We start from the raw sequence: 3,231 nt of genomic DNA, 5'->3' as shown, positions 1-3,231 counted from the left end.
CCCCCACCCGGCGCGAGCCCGCGGACCAGCCGCAGACGCCGGGGGAGCCCGGGGTGGAGGCCGCCCGGATCCCGCCCCCGCCGCCGCCGCCCCCCGGCCGCGCGGAGCAGATCGCCGGCTACACGGTGCTGGGGCTGATGGCCTGGCTCCTCGTCAACTTCACGGGCATCCTGTAGCCGCAGCCGGCCGGGAAGGTAACACCGCCGCCGGGCCGGCGCCCGCTTCCACCGCCGAGGAGGAGACCGATGATTCCCGTCGAGCCTGTTCACGTCGCGGAGCGGTTCGGGCCGCTGCACGCCGAGCTGATCGCCCTCCTCTCCAGCCTCTCCGACGAGGAGTGGCGGCGTCCGACGGCGGCGCCGCTCTGGACGGTCAAGGACGTAGCCGCGCACCTGCTGGACGGGGACGTGCGGCAGCTCTCCTTCCGACGCGACGGGATGCCGCCGCCTCCGCCGGACCGGCCCATCGACGGCTACCGCGGCTTCGTTGCCTTCCTGGACCACATCAACGCGGTGTGGGTGGACGCGGCGCGCCGCATCAGTCCGCGGCTGCTGGTGGAGCTGCACGGCTTCACCGGGCCGGAGGTCGCCCGCCTGTTCGAGGGGCTGGACCCGCGCGGGCCCGCGCTCTTCCCGGTCGCGTGGGCGGGCGAGGAGACGTCCGCGAACTGGATGGACACGGCGCGCGAGTACACCGAGCGCTGGCACCACCAGCAGCAGATCCGCGATGCCGTGGGGCGGGCGCCGCTCACCGGACGCGAGTGGCTCCACCCGGTGCTCGACACCTTCGTGCGCGCGCTCCCGCACGCGTACCGCGACGTGGACGCGCCGGAGGGCACGGCGGTGCTCTTCGCCGTCACGGGCGAGGCGGGGGACGAATGGACGCTCCTGCGGGAGGGCGGCCGCTGGACCCTCCACGCCGGGGCTGCCCCGCGCCCGGACGCCACCGTCACGGCGGACGCGGATGCGGCGTGGCGTCTGTTCACGAAGGGTCTGTCACGCGAGGCGGCGGAGGAGCGGGTCCGGATCGAGGGGGAGCGGCGGCTCGGCGAGCCGGTGCTGGGCGCCCTCGCCATCATGGGGTGAGGGATCTGCCGGAACGCACGTCCTCGATCACACTCCGACACGGATCAACCGCGTTACGAGCGGCTACCAGGCGACCAATGCGAGGCCGTCGATCTCGCGGAAGTGAGAGTCACGGGTGGCCACTGTGAGGGCGTACTGTCTCGCCAGGGAGGCGATCCAGATGTCGTTCTCCGGGAGTGGGCGGCCTCTGGCGCGCAGCGCGTCCCTGATCTCACCGTAGTGCCGTGCCGTCTGCAGGTCGCAGGGGAGCACGGCGGCAGCGGACGCAAAGGCTTCGACCTGGGCCAGATTGGCCTCACGACGGTTCGAGCGCTGCGCTCCATAGAAGAGTTCGCCGAGCGCAATGGCCGGTACGAACACCTCATCGGCCGCAGCGAGCAAATGCTGGACGGCAGAGCCGTCGGTGAAGAGATCGACGATGACGCTGGTGTCGAGGAGCAGTCTACCACCCATTCGGATCGACGCGCTCGCAATCTTCCTCCACGGCCCGCGCGATTGCACGAAGATCATCCGCCGGGATGGTGCCGCTGAAGCGCAGCAGTGCCTTGCCGGGGACTCCCCTTCGTGGTGCCTCGCTGAGTGCGCGGGCATACTCCAGCACCTGACGTTGTTGCTCGGGGCCAAGCACGGCGAGCCGCTCGTGGATTTCGCGTTCCAGTGCAGCCATTTCTCCTCCGCCTCTCGTCCGGGTGCTTCAGTCGACGCCGATGGAAAACTAGTGGGTCCGCCCATGGCCCGGAACGGCCTTCCAGCACGATGGATGCCGGCCGATAACTCGACGGTCCTGGGGACGCCGACGCCGGACCCACCCGAACGGCTCTACGGCCGCAGCCGCACCCCCACCTCGGCGCGCAGGTGCGACACGCCCCCGGGGTCGCCCACCGGGTAGGCCGTGTAGCCCACCCCGGGCAGCAGCATGACGTGCCTCCCCAGCCGGACCTCCGCGCCGACGCCGCTCTCCAGCCCCACCCCCGTGGTCCCGTCGTCCAGCCCGCCGCCGCCGGACCGGAGGTGCGTCTCCGCCTCGTGGAAGACGATCCCGCCGCGGAACCAGAGCGGCACCCCGCCCACCGGCCGCCTCGTCAGCACGCCCAGGTCGATCCCGGAGTCCACCCGGTCCGCGTCGCGCCCCTCCTGCTCCACCGGGAACACCGTGCGGCTGTAGCCGGCGTACACGACCAGCCCCGGGCGCACCTCGTAGCCCGCGTCCACCCCGAAGCCCACCCCGGTCTCCAGCCCCGCGCCGCGGTCTCCCACGGGCGCCGCGGCCAGGACACGCCCGCCGAGGGAGAGCGCGGACGCTCCGCCCTGCGCCTGCGCGCTCCCGGCGCACGCCAGCAGGGCGCATCCACAGAGCGCGGCGGTCCACCGGCTACGCAGCATCGGCACCTCCGTCCAGTACGTGAGCGATCCACTCCTCCAGGTACTCCGTGCTCCCGGGGAGGAGGGGGATGGCTCCCACGCCGAGCGTGTCCAGGGAGCGCCAGAGGCGGCTCGCACAGAACGCGCCGTGCTCCGCCTCCCGGAAGGGGAAGAGCGCCGCCGCGCGCGTGACCAGCCGCTCGGGGCCGTCCCTCCCGCCCGGCCGCACGATGGCGTCGCGGTAGCGGTGCAGCACGTTCAGCGCGTCCTCCGGCGGGCCGGGGGAGCCGTAGCGCGCCACGTACTCCGCCGCGGCGGTGATCCGGTACTTGGCGTCCAGCACCACGCGCGTCGCCGCGCCGTCCGGCCGGCGCACCTCCAGGAGCAGGTCCGGCTGCTGGGGGACCAGCAGCGGCGCCCCGCCGAAGCGCGGGTTGTAGGTGAGCACGGCGCGCCCGCCGTCCGGCAGCGGAAAGGCCAGCGAGTGCTCGCGGCCGCGCCGCAGGAGCACCCGCAGGCCGCGCTCCTCCACGGCGAGGAGGTCGCGGGCGCGGAGCGGGCTCGCCGTCCGCGCGGCCAGGACGCGCGCCAGCGCCAGGAAGCACCAGTACTCGTAGAGCACGCCCAGGTCCTTGACCGCCAGCCGCACCGGGCCGCCCTCCAGGCTGAGCCCGAGCCGCAGGAGGAGGCAGGCGCGGTGCGCCTCGCGGTACCCGGGGGCGAGGGTGAGCTGCGGGGAGGCCAGGCCCGGCGGGGGATCTCCCGCCGCCGCGGCGAGCGGCTC

General features: G+C 73.8%; 5 protein-coding genes. 1 reads left to right on the top strand and 4 read right to left on the bottom strand.

Annotated features, from left to right (window positions below):
• Window positions 1-245: 245 nt before the first annotated feature.
• Complete coding sequence (locus tag VGR37_24270) at window positions 246-1,085, top strand: maleylpyruvate isomerase N-terminal domain-containing protein (GenBank protein HEV2150538.1); 840 nt, start codon at window positions 246-248, stop codon at window positions 1,083-1,085.
• Window positions 1,086-1,148: 63 nt separating this feature from the next.
• On the opposite strand, the gene VGR37_24265 is transcribed toward VGR37_24270, so the two are convergent.
• The 4 genes from VGR37_24265 to VGR37_24250 form a co-directional block, all read right to left on the bottom strand.
• Window positions 1,149-1,538, bottom strand: coding sequence for a type II toxin-antitoxin system VapC family toxin (locus VGR37_24265; GenBank protein HEV2150537.1), 390 nt, complete (start codon window positions 1,536-1,538; stop codon window positions 1,149-1,151).
• A complete protein-coding gene (locus tag VGR37_24260; protein ID HEV2150536.1) occupies window positions 1,528-1,752 on the bottom strand; it encodes a hypothetical protein in 225 nt (74 codons plus the stop codon). The genes VGR37_24265 and VGR37_24260 overlap by 11 nt, the downstream gene beginning before the upstream one ends.
• Window positions 1,753-1,904: 152 nt before the next feature.
• A complete protein-coding gene (locus tag VGR37_24255) occupies window positions 1,905-2,468 on the bottom strand; it encodes an outer membrane beta-barrel protein (GenBank protein HEV2150535.1) in 564 nt (187 codons plus the stop codon).
• Window positions 2,458-3,231 (bottom strand): nuclease domain-containing protein (locus VGR37_24250; protein ID HEV2150534.1); only part of this gene is annotated, 774 nt, incomplete at its 5' end. The genes VGR37_24255 and VGR37_24250, both read right to left, overlap by 11 nt.

The organism is Longimicrobiaceae bacterium, assembly GCA_035936415.1.
GTDB lineage: Bacteria > Gemmatimonadota > Gemmatimonadetes > Longimicrobiales > Longimicrobiaceae > JAFAYN01.
This window is presented reverse-complemented; position numbering and strand designations above follow the sequence as displayed.